This window comes from Mesorhizobium sp. C277A (genome assembly GCF_040324395.1).
In the GTDB taxonomy this organism is placed as follows: Bacteria; Pseudomonadota; Alphaproteobacteria; order Rhizobiales; family Rhizobiaceae; genus Mesorhizobium.
In genome coordinates, this window is sequence record NZ_JAMYVW010000002.1 from 1,262,470 (window position 1) to 1,277,559 (window position 15,090).

At 63.2% G+C, this 15,090-nt stretch carries 16 protein-coding genes; 11 read left to right on the forward strand and 5 right to left on the reverse strand.

The genetic code is table 11. The annotated features are described in order from the left end of the window. Positions 1-32 precede the first annotated feature (32 nt). Both NKK52_RS06260 and NKK52_RS06265 read left to right on the forward strand, forming a co-directional pair. Positions 33-512 (forward strand): DUF3828 domain-containing protein, encoded by a 480-nt coding sequence (locus NKK52_RS06260; protein WP_023682933.1) that lies wholly within the window; start codon positions 33-35, stop codon positions 510-512. Between the two features lie 4 nt (positions 513-516). Continuing rightward, entirely contained in the window at positions 517-1,128 is a 612-nt protein-coding gene (locus tag NKK52_RS06265) for a hypothetical protein (protein WP_023682932.1), read from the forward strand. Between the two features lie 218 nt (positions 1,129-1,346). Here NKK52_RS06265 and queF read toward each other — a convergent pair whose 3' ends face one another. Further along, entirely contained in the window at positions 1,347-1,808 is a 462-nt protein-coding gene (queF, locus tag NKK52_RS06270; protein WP_023682931.1) for a preQ(1) synthase, read from the reverse strand. A 140-nt stretch (positions 1,809-1,948) separates the two neighbouring features. On the opposite strand from queF, the gene NKK52_RS06275 reads away from it, so the two are divergent. Continuing rightward, on the forward strand, positions 1,949-3,994 hold the full coding sequence (locus NKK52_RS06275; RefSeq protein ID WP_023682930.1) for an oxidoreductase: 2,046 nt from the start codon (positions 1,949-1,951) through the stop codon (positions 3,992-3,994). Positions 3,995-4,214: 220 nt separating this feature from the next. Here NKK52_RS06275 and NKK52_RS06280 read toward each other — a convergent pair whose 3' ends face one another. Next, positions 4,215-4,622, reverse strand: coding sequence for a hypothetical protein (locus NKK52_RS06280; protein WP_023682929.1), 408 nt, complete (start codon positions 4,620-4,622; stop codon positions 4,215-4,217). Between the two features lie 192 nt (positions 4,623-4,814). Between NKK52_RS06280 and NKK52_RS06285 the strand changes: the two genes are divergently transcribed. Further along, positions 4,815-5,219, forward strand: coding sequence for a MarR family winged helix-turn-helix transcriptional regulator (locus NKK52_RS06285; RefSeq protein WP_023672921.1), 405 nt, complete (start codon positions 4,815-4,817; stop codon positions 5,217-5,219). A 21-nt stretch (positions 5,220-5,240) separates the two neighbouring features. On the opposite strand, the gene NKK52_RS06290 is transcribed toward NKK52_RS06285, so the two are convergent. Next, positions 5,241-7,307, reverse strand: coding sequence for a putative bifunctional diguanylate cyclase/phosphodiesterase (locus NKK52_RS06290; protein ID WP_023682927.1), 2,067 nt, complete (start codon positions 7,305-7,307; stop codon positions 5,241-5,243). A 309-nt stretch (positions 7,308-7,616) separates the two neighbouring features. Between NKK52_RS06290 and NKK52_RS06295 the strand changes: the two genes are divergently transcribed. Next, the gene (locus NKK52_RS06295; protein ID WP_023672919.1) at positions 7,617-8,804 is read left to right on the forward strand and encodes a glycine C-acetyltransferase; all 1,188 of its coding nucleotides are present in this window, start codon (positions 7,617-7,619) and stop codon (positions 8,802-8,804) included. Positions 8,805-8,973: 169 nt separating this feature from the next. Next, positions 8,974-10,008: an L-threonine 3-dehydrogenase gene (tdh, locus tag NKK52_RS06300; RefSeq protein ID WP_023682925.1), complete on the forward strand. Its 1,035-nt coding sequence runs from the start codon at positions 8,974-8,976 to the stop codon at positions 10,006-10,008. 222 nt (positions 10,009-10,230) lie between these two features. Here tdh and NKK52_RS06305 read toward each other — a convergent pair whose 3' ends face one another. After that, the gene (locus NKK52_RS06305) at positions 10,231-10,665 is read right to left on the reverse strand and encodes a MarR family winged helix-turn-helix transcriptional regulator (protein WP_031203942.1); all 435 of its coding nucleotides are present in this window, start codon (positions 10,663-10,665) and stop codon (positions 10,231-10,233) included. A 122-nt stretch (positions 10,666-10,787) separates the two neighbouring features. Between NKK52_RS06305 and hmgA the strand changes: the two genes are divergently transcribed. From hmgA to NKK52_RS06330, 5 genes are read left to right on the forward strand one after another with little or no spacing between them, the layout of a single operon-like run. Then, entirely contained in the window at positions 10,788-12,101 is a 1,314-nt protein-coding gene (gene hmgA, locus NKK52_RS06310; protein ID WP_023682923.1) for a homogentisate 1,2-dioxygenase, read from the forward strand. Positions 12,102-12,111: 10 nt separating this feature from the next. Continuing rightward, complete coding sequence (locus NKK52_RS06315) at positions 12,112-12,999, forward strand: MBL fold metallo-hydrolase (RefSeq protein ID WP_023682922.1); 888 nt, start codon at positions 12,112-12,114, stop codon at positions 12,997-12,999. Then, the gene (locus tag NKK52_RS06320; RefSeq protein ID WP_023672913.1) at positions 12,996-14,009 is read left to right on the forward strand and encodes a fumarylacetoacetate hydrolase family protein; all 1,014 of its coding nucleotides are present in this window, start codon (positions 12,996-12,998) and stop codon (positions 14,007-14,009) included. The genes NKK52_RS06315 and NKK52_RS06320 overlap by 4 nt, the downstream gene beginning before the upstream one ends. Before the next feature lie 13 nt (positions 14,010-14,022). Then, positions 14,023-14,319, forward strand: a complete 297-nt coding sequence (locus NKK52_RS06325; RefSeq protein ID WP_023682921.1) for a hypothetical protein — start codon at positions 14,023-14,025, stop codon at positions 14,317-14,319. After that, positions 14,316-14,852, forward strand: a complete 537-nt coding sequence (locus NKK52_RS06330; protein ID WP_023672911.1) for a DinB family protein — start codon at positions 14,316-14,318, stop codon at positions 14,850-14,852. Before NKK52_RS06325 ends, NKK52_RS06330 begins: the two co-directional genes overlap by 4 nt. A gap of 3 nt (positions 14,853-14,855) precedes the next feature. Here the strand turns inward: NKK52_RS06330 and NKK52_RS06335 are convergent, their stop codons facing one another. Beyond that, a complete protein-coding gene (locus tag NKK52_RS06335) occupies positions 14,856-15,080 on the reverse strand; it encodes a type II toxin-antitoxin system Phd/YefM family antitoxin (RefSeq protein ID WP_023672910.1) in 225 nt (74 codons plus the stop codon). Between the last annotated feature and the right edge of the window lie 10 nt (positions 15,081-15,090).

Here is a 15,090-nt window from a genome sequence, read left to right on the forward strand (position 1 = left end):
CCGCCTTGCCGCCAAACGTCCGGAGATCCCGCATGAAACCGATAGTGCTTGCCGCTGCCTTTTCGATTGCCTTGCCAGCGACGGTGCTGGCCGGGCCGGCTTCCAACGCCGTGAAGTTCTTTTATGTGCCCGAGGTGAAATTCGAGGGAGATGCAAAGTACCGCGACCGCTTCACCGAGCCGGTGACCAAGCTGTTCGATCTCAACGACCAGGCAACGAAGAACAAGCCCGACGAAGTCGCCTGCCTCGACTTCGATCCCGGCCTCGACGCCCAGGATTTCGACCAGAAGTCGATTGCCAAGACATTGAAGCTGGCCGAGACCGTCAATGGCGATACGGCCGAAGTCACCGCCACCTTCAGCCTTTTTGCGGAAGGCGATGATTCCAAACGCGAAATGCTGTGGTCGCTGAAGGAAATCGACGGCAAATGGAAGGTCGCCGACATCACCTCCAAGACCAGCAACTGGACGCTAAGCGCGCTGGAATGCATGCCCGACAAAGCGCCGGAGTGATCCCGTGCTCCGCCGTCTTGCCTTGGCGCTGTCGCCCATGTGCGTGCTGTCGGTGGGTATGAGCGCAGCCGCAGCACAAGGCCTGTTGGGCCCGCCGCCAGCCAATGCGCCGGCCGTGACGGCACCGGCCGGCGCAGCACCGCCCGCAAATCCACCCGGGACAGCGGTGGAACCGGCGACACCGCCGGTTGGGTGGCCGCCGGCCGACGCCCCACCGGCCGCACCCATTCTGCCGGGATCCCCGACGGCGGTGGTGCGGCCATTTTACGATCAGGTGGGACTGGAGATCGATCCCGCGCAGCGCAGCCACTTCATCGACCCGGCAAAAACCGTTCTCGACAAGAGCGACGCGTTGCGCACATCCGGGCAGGGAGAATGTCTCGACCCCAACATGGCGCTCGACAATGCCGACTATGACAAGACCGAGATCGATAAGAGCCTGAAGACACTCGAAGCGATCAATGGCGACCAGGCCAAGGTCATTGTCGCCTTCGTCGTCGCCGGCAACCCGCATCGCCTTGAATGGAAATTCAGGAAAGTCGACGGCGACTGGAAGATATCCGATCTGCTTTCGGTGACCGGTGAATGGGCGCTCAGCCAGTATCAGTGCGAATAATGTTGATTGAGGGTCAGCGCCTGCGATCCTTCGCGCCCCCCTCTGTCCTGCCGGACATCTCCCCCACACGGGGGGAGATCAGCAGTTCCAGCGTCTCGCCCGCTCCGCATCATTTGAGATTAGCTAAAGCCTATGTGGCGGCCAATCTCCCCCGTGTGCGGGAGATGTCCGGCAGGACAGAGGGGGGCGCTGTCCCGCTAAAGTTCCGCAAAATAGCTTCAGCCCCTTCCGCGATAGGGGGCAACGCCGGTGTCGGGCAACCAGGCGCCTTCGGGCGGAGCGCCGGTCTGCCAGAAGACATCGATCGGAATGCCGCCGCGCGGATACCAATAGCCGCCTATGCGCAACCACAGCGGCTTCGTTGCCGCCACAATGCGGCGGCCGATCATCACCGTGCAGTCTTCATGGAAAGCGCCATGGTTGCGAAACGAGGTCATGAACAGTTTGAGCGACTTCGATTCCACGAGCGTGGCATCGGGTGCGTAGTCGATGACGATATGAGCGAAATCCGGCTGTCCGGTTACCGGGCAGAGCGAGGTGAATTCCGGGCAGGTGAAGCGCACGATCGCCGGCGGTCCGTCGCCGCGCTGGAACGGCACGGTCTCCAGGACCGCGGTCTCCGGGCTCTGTGGCGTCTCGACGTGGGCGCCGAGCTGGGTGAGGGTTTTGGTATCGATCATCGCGGTTTTCCTGGGGATTTTCCGCGCTCATTAGCACCGGACCGAAAAGTGTGCAGCGATTTTCGAATAAATTCGATGCTTAAGACAAGAACTGGAGCAGCACGCGCTGCTCCGACACAAATTGGAATGGCAGGAAGATGATGACCAGCAACGACCCGCTTCTCCAGCCTTACCAGCTCAAACACCTGACGCTGAAGAACAGGGTGATGTCGACCAGCCACGAGCCGGCCTATTCCGAGGACGGCATGCCGAAACAGCGCTACCGGCTCTACCACGCCGAAAAGGCCAAGGGCGGCATGGCGCTGACCATGACGGCGGGCTCGGCGATCGTCTCGCGCGACAGCCCGGCCGCCTTTGGCAATCTGCATGTCTATGACGACCGCATCGTGCCGTGGCTGGCCGAACTGGCGGACGCCTGCCACGAGCATGACTGCAAGGTGATGATCCAGATCACCCATCTTGGTCGCCGCACCGGCTGGAACAAGGCCGACTGGCTGCCGGTGCTGTCGGCTTCGCCGGTGCGTGAGCCGGCGCACCGCGCGTTCCCCAAAACCATCGAGGACTGGGACATCGAGCGCATCGTCGCCGACTATGCGTCGGCTGCGCAGCGCTGCCAGGCGGCCGGCCTCGACGGCATCGAGTTCGAATCCTACGGCCATCTGATGGACGGCTTCTGGTCGCCGGCCACAAACCATCGCGACGACGAGTTCGGCGGTTCGCTCGACAACCGGCTGCGCTTCACCGACATGGTGCTGGATGCCGTGCGAGCGGCCGTCGGTGAGAAGTTCATCGTCGGCATCCGCATGGTCGCCGATGAGGACTTTGACAAAGGCCTGTCGAAGGCCGAGGGCGTCGAGATCGCGAGACGGCTCGCCAATTCTGGCAAGGTCGATTTCCTGAACATCATCCGCGGCTCGATCGAAAGCGACGCGGCGCTCACCAAGGTTATCCCGGTGACCGGCATGCGCTCTTCGCCGCATCTCGATTTCGCCGGCGAGGTGAGGGCGGCAACAAAATTCCCGACCTTCCATGCGGCGCGGATTTCCGATGTCGCCACGGCGCGCCACGCCATCGCGACCGGCAAGCTCGATATGGTCGGCATGACCCGCGCCCATATCGCCGACCCGCACATCATCAAGAAGGTCATGGAAGGTCGCGAGCACGAGATCCGGCCTTGCGTCGGCGCCACCTATTGCCTCGATCGTATCTATGAAGGCGGCGAGGCGCTGTGCGTCCACAATGCCGCGACCGGCCGCGAGGCCGAGATTCCGCATATCATCCTGAAGACCGTAGGGCCCAGGCGGAACGTCGTCGTCGTTGGCGCTGGCGCTGGCGGGCTCGAGGCAGCTCGCGTGATGGCCGAACGCGGCCATCATGTCACGGTGCTTGAAGCCTCCGGTCAGGCCGGCGGCCAGGTTCGGCTGGCGACGCAGAACCCGCGCCGCAAGGAGTTGATCGGCATCATCGACTGGCGGCTGGCCGAACTCGACCGGCTCGGCGTCGGGATCCGCTACGACACCTGGGCCGAGCGGGACGAAGTGCTGGCGCTGTCGCCCGACGTGGTGGTGATCGCCACCGGCGGCCTGCCACAGAACCCGCCGCTGACATCAGGCGACAATCTCGTCACGTCGAGTTGGGACATCATGGCCGGCAGCATCAAGCCGGCGGAGAACGTGCTGCTCTTCGACGACAATGGTGGCCACCAGGGCATGGGCGCGGCGGAGCTGATCGCCAATGCAGGGTCAAAACTGGAGCTGGTTTCGCCGGAGCGCTTCTTCGCCCCCGAAATGGGCGGCATGAACCACGTGCCCTATATGCGCGTATTCCAGGAGAAGGGCGTCACCATCACCATCAACACCAGGCTGCGCTCGGTACGGCGCGAGGGCAACCAACTGGTCGCCGAACTCGCCTCCGACTTTGCCGATGGCTGGCGTGGCGAAAGGCGGGTCGACCAGGTGGTGGTCGAGCACGGCACGGCGCCGCTCGACGATCTCTATCTCCAGCTGAAACCGCTGTCGAAGAATGGTGGCGCGGTCGATTACGAGCGGCTGGTCGGCGGCGGCGATATTTTTCCTTCACGCAACCCCGAAGGCGGCTTCGTGCTGTTGCGCATCGGCGATGCGGTCGCCTCGCGCAACATCCACGCCGCCATCTATGATGGCATCAGGTTCGGCTTGCGGGTTTGAGCCTACAAGCCGGCCTACGGCTTGTTCCAAAGCTCGATCTCACCCTTCCGGCGGGCGCATCTCGATCGATCAAAGTGATGGGTGGCGCGCAGCCAAACCTCTGTGCGGAGAGCCACCTTGCACATCCGTCCGAACTGCGCGCCGCGGACGCCACCAGCCGAGAGCCAGGCGACGCACGATGCGGAATGGTCTTCAACCGGGAGGCGACGTGCGGCAGGGCTCAAATCATCCTGGCGGTCGCCATGCAAAGCACGGTGAGCACCAGCAGCCAGGCGGCGATGCGCTCGCCGCGGGCCATTTTGGTGCGCAGCGCCGCTTCCGTTGCGACGTCCGCGCCGGCAAGCTGCCGGCTGGTCTTGCGGACGACGACGCTGAGAACGCCGGCAGCGGCGAAGGCGGCCAGGATGCCTAGCGCCAGCACCATTTCCATCGAGCCGAAATAGGCGCCGTGGAAGAAATACCAGAGCAGGGCGCCGGTCACGAACACCATACCGGCCGAGCCCATTTGCGGTCCAATAAAGCGCTCCGCCCTGATCTCGGGGTCGCGGGCAAGCGTGATGGTGGTGCCGGCCCAGAACACACCGGCCATGACGTGAAGGCCGATAACGACGATGTAGACATATTGCATGACCGCTTCCTCCTTGCCCGCCGCCCGTCCTCGGATTCCTGTCGAATGCGGGATAATACGAACTCGGTAGATCGACACGCATGATAGTTAGCTATCAAATGGTTCGATGTCAATGTATAATGCCGCGTTCCATCGGCCGGCGCCTTGTTCTACTGTCGGCGCATGACTCCCTTTGACCGTCCGCCAATCGGCATGAATCTCGCGCGCACCTCCAAGCTGGTGGCGCAGGCCTTTGACGCCGCTTTGGTCGAGGCCGGCGGCACGCTGCCGGTGTGGCTGACCTTGCTTTCGGTCAAGTCGAGCGAGCTTGCCAACCAGCGCGAACTTGCCGGCATGATCGGCATCCAGGGCGCCACGCTCACCCACCATCTCAACGCCATGGAGGCGCAAGGCTTGCTGACGCGCCGCCGCGATCCGGACAACCGCCGGGTTCATCTGGTCGAGCTGACGCAGGCGGGCGAAACGATGTTCCTGAAGCTGCGGGCGGCGGCTCTCATCTTCGACAAGCGGCTGCGCGCGGGATTGCCGGACGACAGGCTGGCGGAGTTCGCCGAGGTGCTGGCGGCATTGCGGGCGAATGTCGCGCCGGCCAAATGACCGGCACCGGTGGGCAATAGTCTAGGCTAAATTGCCCTGAAGCACCTTCAGCTTGGCTTTCTTCGGGCTGCGCGCCAGCAGCCATTCGCGCGCTTTGTCCTGCGGCATCGGGAAGGCGATGGAATAGCCCTGCACCTGATCGCAGCCGATCGCCATCAGCGAATCGAGCTCGGCTTCGGTTTCCGCGCCCTCGGCGACGATCGAAATGCCGAGACCGCGCGCCAGCTCGGTGATGGCGCGCACGATCTTGGTGTTGTCGCCATTCTCGTTGATGTTCTGGACGAAGCGGCGGTCGATCTTCAGCCGGTCGATCTCGTTGGGATTGACATGGCTGAGCGAGGCGTAGCCGGTGCCGAAATCGTCGAGCTCAAGATGGACGCCGGCAGCGCGGATGTGGCGCAGCTTCGCCGCGATGCCCGTCTTCTCGTCGTCGAGAATGACGGATTCGACGATTTCCAGCGACAGTTTCTGCGGAGCAAGGCCCGCCTTTTCCAGCGTCGCGAACAGGAAGCGGTCGAAGTCGGGTTCGCGCAGCTCGGTGCCGGACACGTTGACGGCAAGCCGGCCGAAGGCAATGCCGGCGCGATCCCATTCGGCTGCTTGCTCGATTGCCTTGGTAAAGACGATGCGGCCGATCTCGGGCATGAAGCCGCATTTTTCGGCGACCGGAATGAACTCGCCCGGCGCAATCATGCCGCGCTCGGCATGCTTCCAGCGCACCAGCGCCTCGATGCCGCTGATGGCGCCGTTGCTCAGCGACACCTGCGGCTGGAAATAGACCTGGAAGGCGTTCTCCGAAATCGCGACCTTGATGTCGTGCTCGAGCTGCTTGCGGTAGTCTAGCTCGCGCCTGAGTTCCTCGGAGAAGAACGAGAAGCTGCCGCCGCCGAGCTTCTTGGCGGAATAGAGCGCGAGGTCGGCGTGGACGAGGAGATCCTCGGCATTGTCGGCGTCGATCGGATAGACGGCAATGCCGGCGCTGGCCCCTGGAAGGATGGTCGTGCCCTGGAAGGTAATCGGCTCGTTGATCTCCTCCAGGATGCGCCGGGCCAGCATGTTGATGTCCTCGGGGCCGCCGGCGCCATTGAGGATCATCACGAATTCGTCGCCGCCAAGGCGAGCGCACAGATCCGACGCACGGCAGGAATCGCGCATGCGCTGCGCGGTGACGACCAGAACATAGTCGCCGGCGGCGTGGCCGAGCGTGTCGTTGATCTGCTTGAACCGGTCGAGGTCGAGCTGGATCACCGCCAGCCTCTCACGCCGGCGATGCGCGCCCTTGATCAGCGTTTCGAAGTGATCGGTCAGGAAGGTGCGGTTGTGCAGGCCGGTCAGCCCGTCATGTACGGCGATGAAGGCCATCGAGTTGCGGGCATCGACAAGCTCATGGGTCTTGCGCAGGATCGCCTTCGACATCGGCCGGAAGATGAAAAGCGCCACCAGCACGATGACGCCGATGGTGGCGTAGAACAAGGTGCGATGGAGATCGAGGAGCTTTTCCGACCGCTCGTCTGCGAATGCGGCGATGCGTTGGCCGAGCGCGGCATAACCCGACAGCGTCGCATTGGCGACGGAAGCATCGAGATTGACGCGCTCGCCGCCGCCCTTGTAGGCGGCATTGCCGGAGAGCTGGGATTCGAAGGACGAGATCAGCCTTTCGCCATTGGCGACCAGCCCGACCGAGAAATAGTCGAGGTGGAACGGCTTGCCGTAAAGGACGCTCTCGATCGACTTTGGGTCGGACAATGCCGGCGACAGCGGGTCGGCTCCCGTCTGTTTGAGGAGCAGGTCGTAGTTCGCCTCGAACTCGGCGGTCGCCTGTTTCAGCGCGGCAACCAGGGCCGGCTGCTTGTCACGCGCGGCGGAGCCGGTTGCGCTGGTCAAAAAGACGATGCGCTGCGACAGCGCCTTCTGGGTGCTGACGATGTCGAGCAGAGTATGGTTGTGCTGTTGCGCCGCCATCATCTGCTGCAGCAGGATGAAGGAGGCCATCACCATGGCGGCGATGATCAGCAGCGCCAGCCAGTAGCCGCTCTTGATCAACAGGATGAGTTTGCCCGAGACGGTTTGCGCCGGCTGCTGCGACATATTCTAGGTGACCCCTCGGTCGAACTGATTCTGCCACCGATTCGTGGCGAGAAGACCATTGGCTTGAAAGGGTTAACAGGTCTGGAAGCCGGCGGAACTGTTGCTTCGGCAGTAAACGAAAGCTGCCGAGATGGTTATCATGTTCTTTCGCGGCATGGCCGTATTCGCGTGCCTGCTACTCCAGCATGCGGGCCATGCGATCGGGTCGCGCCAGGGTTGAGCCCGCCGTGCCACCGAAACGGTCGCTTTTGCGATGGATTTTTAGTGCGCGTAGCGCGACAGTCGCGCCAATCTCAACAGGACCTGATCATGAGCGCGGCATTCCTCTCCCATATCGACAACGAACTGCAAGGGCTGAAATCCGCCGGGCTCTACAAATCCGAGCGGGTGATCACCTCGACCCAGTCGGCTGAGATCGAAGTCGGCGGCGACAAGGTGCTGAACTTCTGCGCCAACAACTATCTCGGCCTCGCCGACAGCGCCGAGTTGCGCACCGCGGCCAAAGGCGCGCTCGACCGCTACGGTTACGGCATGGCCTCGGTGCGCTTCATCTGCGGCACGCAGGAAGAGCACAAGCAGCTTGAATCAACGATTTCATCCTTCCTCGGCCTGGACGACACCATCCTTTACGGCTCCTGCTTCGACGCCAATGGCGGCCTGTTCGAAACGCTGCTCGGCGAGGAGGATGCGATCATCTCCGATGCGCTGAACCATGCCTCGATCATCGACGGCGTGCGGCTGTCGAAGGCCAAGCGTTTCCGCTATGCCAACAACGACATGGCCGACCTCGAAGCGCGGCTGAAAGAGGCGAAAGACTGCCGCTTCCGCCTGATCGCCACCGACGGCGTGTTCTCCATGGACGGCATCATCGCCAATCTGAAAGGCGTCTGCGACCTCGCGGAAAAGTACGGCGCCATGGTGATGGTCGACGACAGCCATGCCGTCGGCTTCGTCGGCAAGAACGGCCGCGGCTCGGCCGAGCATTGCGGCGTCGAGGGCAGGGTGGATATCATCACCGGCACGCTCGGCAAGGCGCTCGGCGGCGCCTCCGGCGGCTACACCTCCGGCAAAAGCCAGGTCGTCGACTGGCTGCGCCAGCGTTCGCGGCCTTATCTCTTCTCCAACACGCTGATGCCGGCGATTGCCGGCGCTTCCATCAAGGTGTTCGAGCTGATCCGCAATGGCGACGCCCTGCGCGAACGCCTCTATGCCAATGCGGCGCGCTTTCGCTCCGAAATGGGCAAGCTCGGCTTCACGCTGGCCGGCGCCGATCATCCGATCATTCCGGTGATGCTGGGCGATGCCAGCCTGGCGCAGGAAGTGGCGGCGCGCATGCTGAAGCGCGGCATCTATGTCATCGGCTTTTCCTTCCCGGTGGTGCCGAAAGGCCAGGCGCGCATCCGCACGCAGATGTCGGCGGCGCATTCCAGCGCCGACATCGACCGCGCCGTGGCAGCGTTCGCGGCGGTCGGCAAGGAACTGGGCGTGATTGGCTGAGAGTTTTACCCTCCCCCTTTGTGGGGAGGGTCGACTTTCGACCGCTTGCGAAGCAAGCGGGCGGGAGGCGGGGTGGGGGTCTGCAGGGTCACGACCTCCGCCAGTTTTTGACCCCCACCCGGCCCTTCGGGCCACCCTCCCCACAAGGGGGAGGGTAAGGAGTTGTAGCATGTCGAACATGATGAAGGCGCTGGTGAAGGCCAAGGCCGAACCGGGCATCTGGATGGAAGAGGTACCGGTGCCGGAGATCGGCCCCAACGACGTGCTGATCAAGGTCAAGAAGACGGCGATCTGCGGCACCGACGTCCACATCTACAATTGGGACCAGTGGGCGCAGAAGACCGTGCCGGTGCCGATGGTGACCGGCCATGAATTCGTCGGCACGGTGGCCGATTTCGGCGCTGCGGTCACCGAATACAAGGTCGGCCAGCGTGTCTCCGGCGAAGGTCACATCGTCTGCGGCCATTGCCGCAATTGCCGCGCCGGCAGGGGGCATCTCTGCCGCAACACGCTCGGCGTCGGCGTCAACCGCCCCGGCGCCTTCGGCGAATATCTGGCGATCCCGCAGCACAATGTCGTGCCGATCCCCGACGATGTGCCCGACGAGATCGCCGCGATCTTCGATCCCCTGGGCAATGCCGTCCACACCGCTCTGTCCTTCGACCTGGTCGGTGAAGACGTTCTGGTCACCGGCGCCGGGCCGATCGGCATCATGGGCGCGCTCGTTGCCCAATGTGTGGGGGCGCGAAAAGTCGTCATCACCGACATCAACCCGGTGCGGCTGGCGCTGGCCAAAAAGCTCGGCGTCCAGCATGTCGTCGACGCCTCGAAGGAAAAGCTTAGGGATGTCATGCCGGCGCTCGGCATGACCGAAGGTTTTGATGTCGGCCTGGAAATGTCGGGCGCCGCGCCCGCCTTCCGCGACATGATCGACACGATGAACAATGGCGGCAAGATCGCCATTCTGGGCATCGCGCCGACCGGCTTTGAGATCGACTGGAACAAGGTCATCTTCAAGATGCTGCACTTGAAGGGCATTTACGGCCGCGAGATGTTCGAGACCTGGTACAAGATGATCGCCCTGGTGCAAGGCCCGCTGAATGTCAGCGGCCTGATCACGCATCGCATAGGTATCGATGATTTTCAGGCGGGGTTCGATGCGATGAGGAGCGGCAGTTCGGGTAAGGTGGTGATGGATTGGTAGGCGCAGAGGCACGTTCTAGCTGGAGAAGCCGGCGCGAGGCACCCCCCTCTGGCCTGCCGGCCATCTCCCCTGCAAGGAGGGAGATTGGCAGCTTTGACGCCTCGCCAACCTCTGCAACATTGGAGATTGGCGAAAGCCTTCGCGACATCTGATCTCCCCCCTTGCGGGGGAGATGTCCGGCAGGACAGAGGGGGTGTGAAGGATCACGGCGGAGCAGATTCTTTATTCACCCAACGCTCCCTCCAGCGCCGCCACGCCGCTCACAATCGCTGTCCGCTCCTCCGTGCTCAGCCTCTCCAGCAACTCCCGTTCAAACGCCTTCGCCAGCGGCACCATTTCGCCATAGGCCGCCAGCCCCGCCTTCGTCAGCGCCAGATGCTCCACACGTCGATCATTCTCGTCGGTTGTGCGTACCAGCCAGCGCCGCCGCTCAAGCTCCGCCACCGCCCGCGAAACCTTGGTCTTGTGCATGGCCGACTGCTCGCCGAGCGCCGTCGCGGTCATCGTGCCGCGCTGTCCGAGCCCAGAGAGTGTGCGCCATTCCGGCCGCGTCAGGCCGTGGCGGTCGCGGTAGATTTTTGAAAATTCGCGGCTGACGGCGTCGGCCAGCCGGTAGAGCCGATAGGGCAGGAAGCTTTCGAGTTCGAGGATTTCCATCTGCACCATGGATGCGGCATTCGCCCGTTGATAGTTACATTTTCGATGGTTACAAATGAAACCAGTTTGGTCAACATCGCCGGCAAGCAGCGCTTCGCGGGGCCGGGATCAGGGAGGATCGGATGACCTTTTCCTACATGCCGGGCTTCGGCAACGACTTCGAAACCGAGACGCTGCCCGGCTCGCTGCCGCAGGGGCGGAACTCGCCGCAACGGCCGGCTTACGGGCTCTATGCCGAACAGCTATCGGGCTCGCCCTTCACCGCGCCGCGCGGCACCAATGAGCGCTCCTGGCTCTATCGCATCCGGCCGAGCGTAAAACACACCGGCCGCTTCAAGGCGGTGAGCTATCCCTTGTGGAAGACCGCCCCCAATGTCGGCGACCACGAACTGGCGCTCGGGCAGTATCGCTGGAGCCCGGTGCCGATGCCGAGTGAGCCGACCGACTTCATCGCCGGCATGCGCACCATCACCACTGCCGGAGATGTGCTGGGCCAAAGCGGCATGGCCGCGCATGTCTATGTCGCCAACCGATCGATGGTCGACGATCATTTCTTCAATGCCGATGGCGAGTTGCTGATCGTCCCCCAGGTCGGCGCCTTGCGCTTCGTCACCGAGATGGGTGTCATCGAGCTGCGGCCCGGCGAGATCGCCGTGCTGCCGCGCGGGCTGGTGTTCAAGGTCGAGCTCATCGACAAGGAAGTGCGCGGCTATGTCTGCGAAAACTACGGCGCCAAGCTGACGCTGCCCGACCGCGGCCCGATCGGCGCCAACTGCCTGGCCAATCCTCGCGATTTCAAGACGCCTTGCGCCTGGTTCGAGGAGAAGGAAACGCCGTGCCGGCTGACGGTGAAATGGTGCGGCAATTTCAACGTCACCGAGATCGGCCATTCGCCGCTCGACGTCGTCGCCTGGCACGGCAACTATGCGCCCTACAAATATGATCTGGCGACGTTTTCGCCGGTCGGCGCCATCCTGTTCGACCATCCCGATCCGTCGATCTTCACCGTGCTGACGGCGCCGAGCGGCGAGGAGGGCACCGCCAATATCGACTTCGTCATCTTCCCGCCGCGCTGGCTGGTGGCGGAAGACACGTTCCGGCCGCCCTGGTACCACCGCAACATCATGAGCGAGTTCATGGGCCTGATCCATGGCCAGTACGACGCCAAGGAAGAAGGCTTCGTGCCCGGCGGCATCAGCCTGCACAATCTGATGCTGGCCCACGGCCCCGACGCACCTGGCTTCGAAAAGGCCTCGCGCTCCGAGCTGAAACCGGTCAAGCTCGACAACACGATGGCCTTCATGTTCGAGACCCGATTCCCGCAAATGCTGACCCGCTACGGCGCCGAGCTTGAAACAAGGCAGGACAATTACATTGACTGCTGGACCGACCTGAAGAAGCGCTTCAATGGCACGCCGGAGGGCGACTGGTCTTGAGATCAGCTCGATGAGCGACCGGCTGGTGCTTCTCGGCTCGAAAGGCGGCCCGGCATTGCGGTCGGGCGGGCCGTGGCCGAGTTCGTCGCTGCTGGAGCTTGGCTGGCGGACCATCGTCGTCGATTGCGGGCTGGGTGTCACGCGTGGCCTGGTCGATGCCGGCGTCAGCCTGAAGGCGCTCGACCTGATCTTCGTCACCCATCTGCATTCCGATCATGTGCTGGAACTGGGGGCGCTGCTCCACACCGCCTGGACCGCCGGTCTGGCCAATCCGGTGACGTTGTTCGGACCGCCCGGCACCGGGCATTACTGGCGGCGCTTCTGCCAGGCGATGGAGTTCGACATCGAGATCCGAATCGTCGACGAAGGCAGGCCGGACATTCGCGAAATGGCTTCGATCGTGGAATTCGGCGAGGGCGAGATTTTTGCGCAGCGCGGCCTGAAGGTCTCGGCACTGCGCGTCGACCATCCGCCGGTCACGGACTGTTTCGCGCTGCGTTTCGACCACGCTGGCAAAAGCATCGTCTTCTCGGCCGACACAGCCTTCTTTCCGCCGCTCGCAGGCTTTGCCCGAAATGCCGACATTCTCGTCCATGAGGCCATGCTGGAAGAAGGCATCGAGCGGCTGGTCGCCAGGACCGGCAACGGGGCGCGGCTGAAAGAGCATCTGCTTGCCAGCCACTCATTTGCCGAGCAGGCAGGTCGCATCGCCAGCGATGCCGGGGTGAAGAGGCTGGTGCTCAACCACCTCATTCCGGCCGATGATGCCGCGATCGGCGAGGCCGACTGGGAGGCGGCCGTCAGGAAATCGTGGGCGGGTGACTTGACGATTGCCCGCGACGGCCTTGTTGTGAACTTAGACGGCGCCAAAGCCGCATCAGGAGAGGAAACCGCATGAAGCTTGCCACATTGAGGGACGGGACGCGCGACGGAAAGCTTGTCGTCGTCTCGCGCGACCTGACGCGCTTCACCGACGCCTCGTTCCTGGCGCGCACGCTGCAGGCGGCACTCGACGACTGGCAGCGGATTTCGCCGCACCTGGCGACGATCGCCGAATCGCTGGAGAACAATGCGGTGCCGTCGGCACGCTTCCATGAGCATGACGCCCATTCGCCGCTGCCGCGCGCCTATCAATGGGCCGATGGTTCTGCCTATGTGAACCACGTCGAGCTGGTGCGCAAAGCCCGCGGCGCCGAGATGCCGGCAAGCTTCTGGACCGATCCGCTGATCTACCAGGGTGGCTCGGATTCCTTCATCGCGCCGCGCGAGCCGATCCGCACGGCGGACGAAGCCTTCGGCATCGACATGGAGGCGGAAGTCTCCGTCATCGTCGACGATGTGCCGATGGGCGCCAGCCTCGACCAGGCGCGCGCCGCCATCCGGCTGGTCATGCTGGTCAATGATGTGACGTTGCGCGCGCTCACCGGACCCGAGCTCGCCAAGGGGTTTGGCTTCTTCCAGTCGAAGCCGTCCTCGGCTTTTTCGCCGGTGGCGGTGACGCCGGACGAACTCGGCGACGCCTGGGATGGCGGCAAGGTCAACCTGCCTCTGCTCGCCGACGTCAACGGCAAGCCGTTCGGCCGTGCCAATGCCGGCGTCGACATGACCTTCGACTTCCCGGCGCTGATTGCCCATGCCGCAAAGACACGGCCGCTGGTTGCCGGCACCATCATCGGCTCCGGCACCGTCTCCAACAAGCTGGATGGCGGGCCGGGCAAACCGGTGGCGGCCGGCGGCGCCGGCTATTCCTGCATCGCTGAACTGCGCATGATCGAGACCATTGAGTCTGGCGAGCCCAAGACGCCGTTCCTGCGCTTTGGCGATACAGTGCGTATCGAGATGAAGAATAAAAGCGGAAACTCGATCTTCGGCGCCATCGAGCAGAAGGTCGAGAAGTCCCAGGCATAAGAGGGGCAATGCAATGACGGGCGAGGCGTTCTACCTGCTGGCCGGCGTCTGGGCGTTGGCCATTCTGGTGGTCTTCATCCAGGCGATCCGGCTGAGCTACCGCATCGAGGCGCGCTCGCCCGATCTGACCAACCACAGTGGCTACCCGCGCAAGGCGATGATGTTTCACACCATCACCAACACCAACGTGGCGCGCGACGAGGAGACACAGGCCATGCGCCGGCGCATGAACCGGCTGCTGCTGATCGTCGTCGCCGGCTTCGCGGTGATGGCGGCAGGCATTGGCCTGATCAGACGAATGAACGCGTGACCCTGCTCGAGCATTTCAGCCGCATGGCCGGCAACAATCTCTGGTCGAACGACCGGCTCTATCGCGCCGTGCTGCAGCTAAACCCCGGCGAATTCGAAGCCGAACGCACCAACTTCTTCCCGTCGATCAAGGCAACGCTCAACCACATCCTTGCGGTCGATCATCTCTATCTCGATTTTCTCGAAGAAGGCGGCGTCGGTGCGGCCGCCTATGACGACTACGTGCCGTTCGATGTGCCGCAGGCGCTGTTTGCCGCCCAGGTCGCAGCAGATCGACGCCTGATCGCCTTTTGCGAGAAGCTGTCGGAGGCGGATCTCGACCGTCAGGTCATCACCGACCGGCGCGAGGATGGCATGATCCCCGAAAAAATCGGCGACATTCTCGCCCATGTCTTCCTGCACGACATCCACCATCGCGGCCAGGTGCACGCGATGCTCTCCGGCACGTCAGTCGCGCCGCCGCAACTGGACGAGTTCTTGCTCGATTATGATTTGAAGGTGAGGAGGGAAGAGGTCGTGCGGCTGGGCCTCTGACCTTTATCTGGTGTACTCGTTCCATTCAGGGCCGAGTTTGTCGAAATCGTCAGAAATCCAAATCTTGCCCTTCAGGGCACCTATGCGCGACAACAAGTCTTCTCGAACTGGTGGCACGAGCCGCGCCGCGATCTTGCCGTGATGAGTGATGACTATCTCCTCGCCGGCCTCCGCGCGGCCGACGAGTTCCGATAGTTTGGCCTTTGCTTCGGTTATGGAGACGTTCACGGCTTGACCC

Coding starts and splice junctions, on each gene's coding strand:
- NKK52_RS06275 (WP_023682930.1), top strand. CDS start 1,949: ATGACCAGCAACGACCCGCTTCTCCAGCCTTACCAGCTCAAACACCTG.
- tdh (WP_023682925.1), top strand. CDS start 8,974: ATGTCGAACATGATGAAGGCGCTGGTGAAGGCCAAGGCCGAACCGGGC.
- NKK52_RS06280 (WP_023682929.1), bottom strand. CDS start 4,622: ATGCAATATGTCTACATCGTCGTTATCGGCCTTCACGTCATGGCCGGT.
- queF (WP_023682931.1), bottom strand. CDS start 1,808: ATGATCGATACCAAAACCCTCACCCAGCTCGGCGCCCACGTCGAGACG.
- NKK52_RS06320 (WP_023672913.1), top strand. CDS start 12,996: ATGAAGCTTGCCACATTGAGGGACGGGACGCGCGACGGAAAGCTTGTC.
- NKK52_RS06285 (WP_023672921.1), top strand. CDS start 4,815: ATGAATCTCGCGCGCACCTCCAAGCTGGTGGCGCAGGCCTTTGACGCC.
- NKK52_RS06305 (WP_031203942.1), bottom strand. CDS start 10,665: ATGGAAATCCTCGAACTCGAAAGCTTCCTGCCCTATCGGCTCTACCGG.
- NKK52_RS06295 (WP_023672919.1), top strand. CDS start 7,617: ATGAGCGCGGCATTCCTCTCCCATATCGACAACGAACTGCAAGGGCTG.
- NKK52_RS06290 (WP_023682927.1), bottom strand. CDS start 7,307: ATGTCGCAGCAGCCGGCGCAAACCGTCTCGGGCAAACTCATCCTGTTG.
- NKK52_RS06260 (WP_023682933.1), top strand. CDS start 33: ATGAAACCGATAGTGCTTGCCGCTGCCTTTTCGATTGCCTTGCCAGCG.
- NKK52_RS06325 (WP_023682921.1), top strand. CDS start 14,023: ATGACGGGCGAGGCGTTCTACCTGCTGGCCGGCGTCTGGGCGTTGGCC.
- hmgA (WP_023682923.1), top strand. CDS start 10,788: ATGACCTTTTCCTACATGCCGGGCTTCGGCAACGACTTCGAAACCGAG.
- NKK52_RS06315 (WP_023682922.1), top strand. CDS start 12,112: ATGAGCGACCGGCTGGTGCTTCTCGGCTCGAAAGGCGGCCCGGCATTG.